Here is a 5,551-nt window from a genome sequence, read left to right as displayed (position 1 = left end):
TGCTCTGCTTGGGCTTGCCCGCCACGCCGGCGTCCTCCAGGTCGATCTCCGTCGATGCCTGGATCACAGTACTCATCACGGGTGTCCTCCATGATCAGGAGTTACACCGTTGTTCTTACACTCCCGCAAAATCCGTCACTGCAGGTAGCCGTGTCAGCGATCGGCGGGTGTTTGTTGTTACTGGTTGTCGTTGAGGAGCTGTTGTGTGCGGGTGAGGAATGCCTGGCGGACCTCTTCTGGGTGCAGTATCTGGAGTGGTCGGCCGAGGCTGAGCAGATAGCGGGCCAGGCCGTCGGCGTCTGGCCCGCCGATGTCGATGATCGTTGCGTCATCGCCGTCCGGGTGGTGGACGCCGACCGTTGGTGGCACCAGCCTGCGGGCCTCATCGGCCGGTACGGCCAGGCGGATGGTCACCCGCACCGGGTAGGGCCTCAGCGCGATGCCCGTGCTGACCATCTGTGCTGGATCTGGCGGGTCGGGCAGGGCGGTGGCCTGCCCGGTGGCTGTGGCATCGATGATGCGATCGGTACGGAAGGTGCGCCAGTCCTGCCGCGTCAGGTCGTAGGCGAGGAGATACCAGCGGCGGCCGGTGTAGATGAGCCGGTGGGGGTCCACTCGTCGGGTGGACGTCGTTCCGGCCCCGTCGCGGTAGGTCACCTGGGTGCGTTCGCCTCGCCGGCACGCGGTGGCCAGGTCGAGGAGCAGCGCGGGGGAGATCTGGCTGTCGTCGGGTCGTGCGGTGTGGGTGAACGCGGCGTCCAGCTCGCCGAGCCGGTCGGCGATCCTGGCCGGCAGCACCTGGCGTAGTTTCAGCAGCGCCGACAGGGCTGCTTGGTCGCTGCCGGAGACTCCGCTGAAGGCGGCGGTGCGCAGCCCGACAGCGACCGCGAGGGCCTCCTCCTCGTCGAGGATCAGTGGCGGAATGCTGGTTCCGGGCCCGAGGTGGTAGCCGCCCCATGGGCCCATCTCCGATTCGATGCCGTAGCCGAGTTCACGTAGCCGGGCGATGTCCCTGCGAACCGTCCGTTCGGTGATCTCCAGTTGGACGGCCAGATCAGCGCACGTCCAGGACTGCCGCGTTGACAGCAAAGACAGCAACTGCAGCAGCCGCGCCGAGGTGTTGACCATGGCGGACAGTCTGCTCGATAACCAGGACCGTTTCTGACCGGGTCATACCGTAACGTCGCCGGCATGACCGAGAACTCCTCGGCCGAAAGTCCATGACGACGATGACCTCCGCCAACGTGCGTTAGATGACGGAACCGGACGGGCCGAGGTAACCGATGAAGGAGCAACACTGATGGAAGCACGCATGAAGAGCGTGGCGAATCCCGACGTGATCACAGCGGTCCAGCATCTCCAGAAGGCGATTCACGCCGGTGGCGTCGACCCGCTCGTGCTCGAGCTGGTCCATCTGCGGGCCAGCCAGATCAACGGCTGCAGCCCGTGTGTGTTCGCCGGCGTCCAGTCGGCGAAGAAGCATGGAGAGACCGACGAGCGGCTGCACAGCGTGGTCACCTGGCGCGAGACCCCGTTCTTCACCGAGGAGGAGCGGGCGGCGCTCGCGCTGACCGAGGCCGCCACCCGAATCCAGGATGGCGCGCCGGGCGTGACCGACGAGATCTGGGACGCCGCTGCCGCCCACTTCGACGAGAAGCAGATGTCGGCGATCATCTTGAACATCGCAATCACCAACTTCTTCAACCGGATCAACCACACGATCCGGGAGCAGGCCGGCAAGGCCTGGTGAAGGCGGGCGGCCGTCATCCGTCCAGAGGACGCGGTGGCGGCGCGGCGAAGGACGAGATCGGCCGGCTCCACCGCTGGCCGATCCAGCGCCACTGCCGGCAGGCCCCCGTTCTGGGCTCTCACCTTCGGGTGACCGCCGACAACCATCCCTTTGATGATCATCAGGGGCACAATGACGATGAGCAACGAACCACTGGAACTGACCGTTGCCGATGCCCGAGCCTGGCGGGAGTGGCTCAGCAGGCACCACGACAGCTCGGCAGGGGTGTGGCTGGTCCTCGCCAAGCAGAACACGACCCGGCCCACCAACCTGACCTATGACCAGGCGCTCGACGAAGCCCTGTGCCACGGCTGGATCGATGGCCGGCTACGACGGCGGGATGAGATCACCTTCTGCCGGCGCTTCACCCCTCGCGGCAGGCAAAGTCCCTGGTCAGCGCGGAACGTTTCCATCGTCACCCGTCTGATCGGCGAGGGCCGGATGCATCCGGCCGGAATGGCCGAGGTCCAACGCGCCAAGGCCGACGGCCGCTGGGACACGGCCTACGCGGGACAAGCCGGCATCGAGGTACCAGCCGACCTGGCCGCCGCATTGGCCGCGAACCCCCAGGCACAAGCGATGTTCGACATCCTCACCTCCCAGAACCGCTACGCCGTTCTCTATCGGATCACGAACGCCAAACGCGCCGAGACCCGAGCCCGCCGTATCACCCAGTTCGTTGACATGCTCGCCCGCGGCGAGACGATCCACCCACAAAAGCGCGCCCTCGGCAGTTGAACGCTGGACCACACCTCTCCCCCGCCTCGCTCCTCCAAGCCCACGCACATGGCGGCGCGACGTTCGGCCAGAGCCGGAACCTCACCTACCGGGGTGTGCTGCAGGGCCTGGTGCCGGGCGGGTCGGTTGAGGCCGCGGCCGCGCAGATGGTGATGATGGCTCTGGCCGCGCTGACCGGCTCAGATGGTGCCGCGGACGCAGACACCGAGGCTGGCAGGGAGGCTGAGGAGCCGGATCAGCGGGCGGGCCTGGGTGTCGCGGTCGAAGTGCTGGTCAAGGCGGTGCGGATGCAGGCCGCGGGGATGGGGTCGGTCCGCCAGGTGGTGGAACGGGCCGGCGGCGCGACCGCGCAACTGGCCGACATCGAGGAGGTCACCGCCTACCAGCACGACAACCATGAACTGCTCATCCAGCAGTTCTTCAAGGCCGATCGCCCCACCATGCTCGCCCTGTCGGGGAGCCGGAGGAGGCGGGGCAGCAGGTGGGCGGTGCCGCTGTCCCAGTACACCCATTCGATGGCGCCGCCCTTGGAACGGACGGGGGCGCGCCGGTGCTCCAGGTCGAGGTCCACGACGTTCAACGCGACGATTTCGGCGGCCCGGGCGGCGGTCTCGTACAGCATCCGCCACAGCGTCTTCTCCCGGAGCGGGATGTCGCGACGTGACAGCAGCCGGTGGATGGTGGTCTTGGCGACTGCGCGGGTCTCGTCGGTTCTTTCTTTGCGGCGTTCGGCGTCGGGCGGGACCGACGGGGCAGCCCAGTGCTTTGGTATGGCACCAGGTGAGTCAGGAGGCGATGGCGGCGCGGTTGCTACTCCAGGTCGCCGGCGCGCTCGCTCCCCATAGCTCGGCGAGTGTCACCGCTGGCGATCCGGGTCTCGGGCCAGTCGCCGGCCGACTTCAGGGTGCGGGAGAACACGACCTTGGGGATCTCGTTCCCGGCCTTGGCCGAGGGGTGGTCGGAGGTGGGCCAGTATCCGGCCATGACCTCGTAGGTGTTGCGGCCCATGAGGAAGGCCCCAGCGCTTGCCCAGCAGCCTCGAAAGGCCGCGCCGCCCGGCGACGACTCCTTCCGCGTCGAGCGGGTCAACGTCGGCACCCCGCTGCCGTGGGGCCGCTGGGAGACCGGTGTTAGGCAGGTCGGCGTGACCGAGGCGACGGCCGCGAACCTCGTCAGTGTGTCGCTGCTGGTGCGTGGCGCGGTCGAACGCGTCCAGCGAACCCGCGAACTGACCTTCGCGCACGGCGCTCGCTGGCTGCCGCTGCGGGACTACCTGCCCGGCGACCGCCTCTACGCGCCGGGCGAGGCCGGGCAGCGCGAGGCGCTGCGGGTCCGGCAGATCACTCTCACCCGCACGGACTGCGGAGTCGTCTCCGGGAACCGGATCCTCGATGACAGGCTCGCCGATCAGGAACTCCTCGTGCGCCGCCGGATCGTTGGCACGTCGATAAGACCATAGGGCGTACAGACTGACTCAGAATCGCGTGGCCTCATCGACAGTGGCCATCTTCCTGATCTCACTCTCTATGACTCCACGCACGTAACCCGCAAGCCGAGCCTGGACACGCCGTCTTCCGTGTCCGCCTGGGTTTTGCGGTCGTCGATCTCACCACCTGCGCCGCCCCCGCGAGGGGCCGCCCGGCCTACGCCCGCCTCATCGAGGAGGCCCTACCGGTACAAGATGGCTACGTGGCGCGCGAGCTGCTCGGCCACGAGGGGCGCCGAGCGAACGTCAACCATGCCGAGAGCCACGCGCTCACCTGCGCGGTAGAGTCCGCGGGGCTCGGACGCGGGCATCCCCGGCCCGCTGATGTCCGACCTCCTTTCAGCGGTGCGGACGAAGTGAGAGCGCGATCGAGGCGGCGATGAGTCGAAAAGTGCCAAAGGATCTGCCGGGATACGCCGCCCAGCCGGGGGGACGCACCGGCCACGCGGCGTGAGCCGCTCGGCCAGTCCCGTGCCGCTCGTGCCGCCGGTGATCAGGGCGGTCTTGTCGGTGAAGCGTGTCATGCGAGTGCTGCAGAGATCCAGTCGGCGGCCGTGGCCAGCCAGTCGGGACGGGCGTTGCCGAGCAGGTGGTCGCCATGTGGCAGGCACACGTAGTGCCCGTGCGGTGCCAGGCGGGCCAGCGGCTCGCCGTTGGTCACGCCGGGGATGACGTCCTGGCCGCCGTCGATGACCAGCAGCGGGCAGGTGATCTGCGGGGCGAGGGCGGACACGTCCACCTGGCCGGCGAAGCGGCGGGCCGCCTCTTCGCCACCGGCCCGCTGGATGAGGAGATCCCGTACGGGAGGTGGCAGGTCGTCCCAGTGCAGCCGGAAGGGGCCGCTGACGGTGACGGCGGCCGCGACGCGGCTCTCCCGGGCGGCGCTTTCCGCGACGTAGTAGCCGCCGAGGCTGAGCCCGACGAGTCCCACGTTCCGCGGGCGGAGTGTGTCGATGACCTGGCCGATCACGTGGTGGTAGTCGGCGCGGACGGTGCTGGTGGCGGCGAGCGCGCCCTGTCCCGGCCCGTCCATGGCGAACACGGCCAGGCCCCGGCGCAGCAGGGCGGTGACGAGGTCGTGGAACTCCTCCTTGCCGGAGTCCAGCCCCGGGACCACCACCACCGTCGCGGCGGCGTCAGCGGGGCCGCGCAGCCAGCCGGTGAAGCCCGGCCCTTCGATCCGGCGCGCCTGCGGCTCCAGCAACTCCAGCGCCCGTTCCATGGCGGTGTCGGCCTCGGCCGCCGCGAGCGCGCTCTGGCGGTTCGGTCCCAGGGTGGCGAAGTGGAACCAGCGCGCCGCCGCCTGGAGGTGTTCGCCTGTTGAGATCGCCGTGGCCGCCTGCCCGGCGTGCGCCACGTGCTCGCGTGCGGCGCGCATGAAAGCCTCGCCCCACTGGTCCAGGTCCGTCATTTCGCCGGTGACGCGCAGGTACTCGTGCGGGTCCAGCCCGGCTCCGGTGGCGCGTGACAGGTTGGCGGCGGCGAAGTCCGCGGCGCTCATCGCGATGCTCCGATCGTCAGTACGGCCTTGCCGCGGA

The 5,551-nt window shown here is 68.9% G+C and carries 8 protein-coding genes; 3 read left to right on the top strand and 5 right to left on the bottom strand.

The window, feature by feature from the left end; all coding sequences use genetic code 11:
- Window positions 1–177: 177 nt before the first annotated feature.
- On the bottom strand, window positions 178–1,128 hold the full coding sequence (locus KME80_RS49345; protein WP_219519858.1) for a helix-turn-helix transcriptional regulator: 951 nt from the start codon (window positions 1,126–1,128) through the stop codon (window positions 178–180).
- A gap of 172 nt (window positions 1,129–1,300) precedes the next feature.
- Here KME80_RS49345 and KME80_RS49340 point away from each other — a divergent pair, with 172 nt between their 5' ends.
- Together KME80_RS49340 and KME80_RS49335 are read left to right on the top strand one after the other, a co-directional pair.
- Window positions 1,301–1,750, top strand: a complete 450-nt coding sequence (locus KME80_RS49340) for a carboxymuconolactone decarboxylase family protein (protein ID WP_219519855.1) — start codon at window positions 1,301–1,303, stop codon at window positions 1,748–1,750.
- Between the two features lie 153 nt (window positions 1,751–1,903).
- Entirely contained in the window at window positions 1,904–2,527 is a 624-nt protein-coding gene (locus KME80_RS49335) for a YdeI/OmpD-associated family protein (RefSeq protein ID WP_219519853.1), read from the top strand.
- 179 nt (window positions 2,528–2,706) lie between these two features.
- Here KME80_RS49335 and KME80_RS49330 read toward each other — a convergent pair whose 3' ends face one another.
- From KME80_RS49330 to KME80_RS49320, 3 genes are all read right to left on the bottom strand, one after another.
- On the bottom strand, window positions 2,707–2,925 hold the full coding sequence (locus KME80_RS49330) for a hypothetical protein (protein WP_219519851.1): 219 nt from the start codon (window positions 2,923–2,925) through the stop codon (window positions 2,707–2,709).
- Window positions 2,907–3,149 carry a hypothetical protein gene (locus tag KME80_RS51540; protein WP_246647145.1) on the bottom strand — a complete coding sequence of 81 codons (243 nt, stop codon included), beginning with the start codon at window positions 3,147–3,149 and terminating at the stop codon, window positions 2,907–2,909. Before KME80_RS51540 ends, KME80_RS49330 begins: the two co-directional genes overlap by 19 nt.
- A gap of 188 nt (window positions 3,150–3,337) precedes the next feature.
- Window positions 3,338–3,535 (bottom strand): dihydrofolate reductase family protein, encoded by a 198-nt coding sequence (locus tag KME80_RS49320; RefSeq protein ID WP_219519848.1) that lies wholly within the window; start codon window positions 3,533–3,535, stop codon window positions 3,338–3,340.
- Between KME80_RS49320 and KME80_RS49315 the strand changes: the two genes are divergently transcribed.
- Window positions 3,534–3,986 carry a hypothetical protein gene (locus KME80_RS49315; RefSeq protein ID WP_219519845.1) on the top strand — a complete coding sequence of 151 codons (453 nt, stop codon included), beginning with the start codon at window positions 3,534–3,536 and terminating at the stop codon, window positions 3,984–3,986. The genes KME80_RS49320 and KME80_RS49315 overlap by 2 nt on opposite strands.
- A 547-nt stretch (window positions 3,987–4,533) precedes the next feature.
- On the opposite strand, the gene KME80_RS49310 is transcribed toward KME80_RS49315, so the two are convergent.
- Window positions 4,534–5,514, bottom strand: a complete 981-nt coding sequence (locus KME80_RS49310) for an alpha/beta hydrolase (RefSeq protein WP_219519842.1) — start codon at window positions 5,512–5,514, stop codon at window positions 4,534–4,536.
- Between the last annotated feature and the right edge of the window lie 37 nt (window positions 5,515–5,551).

This window comes from Nonomuraea ceibae (assembly GCF_019396325.1).
Lineage (GTDB): Bacteria > Actinomycetota > Actinomycetes > Streptosporangiales > Streptosporangiaceae > Nonomuraea > Nonomuraea ceibae.
The sequence above is the reverse complement of the archived record's forward strand: the minus strand, read 5'-3'. Positions and strand labels throughout refer to the sequence as shown.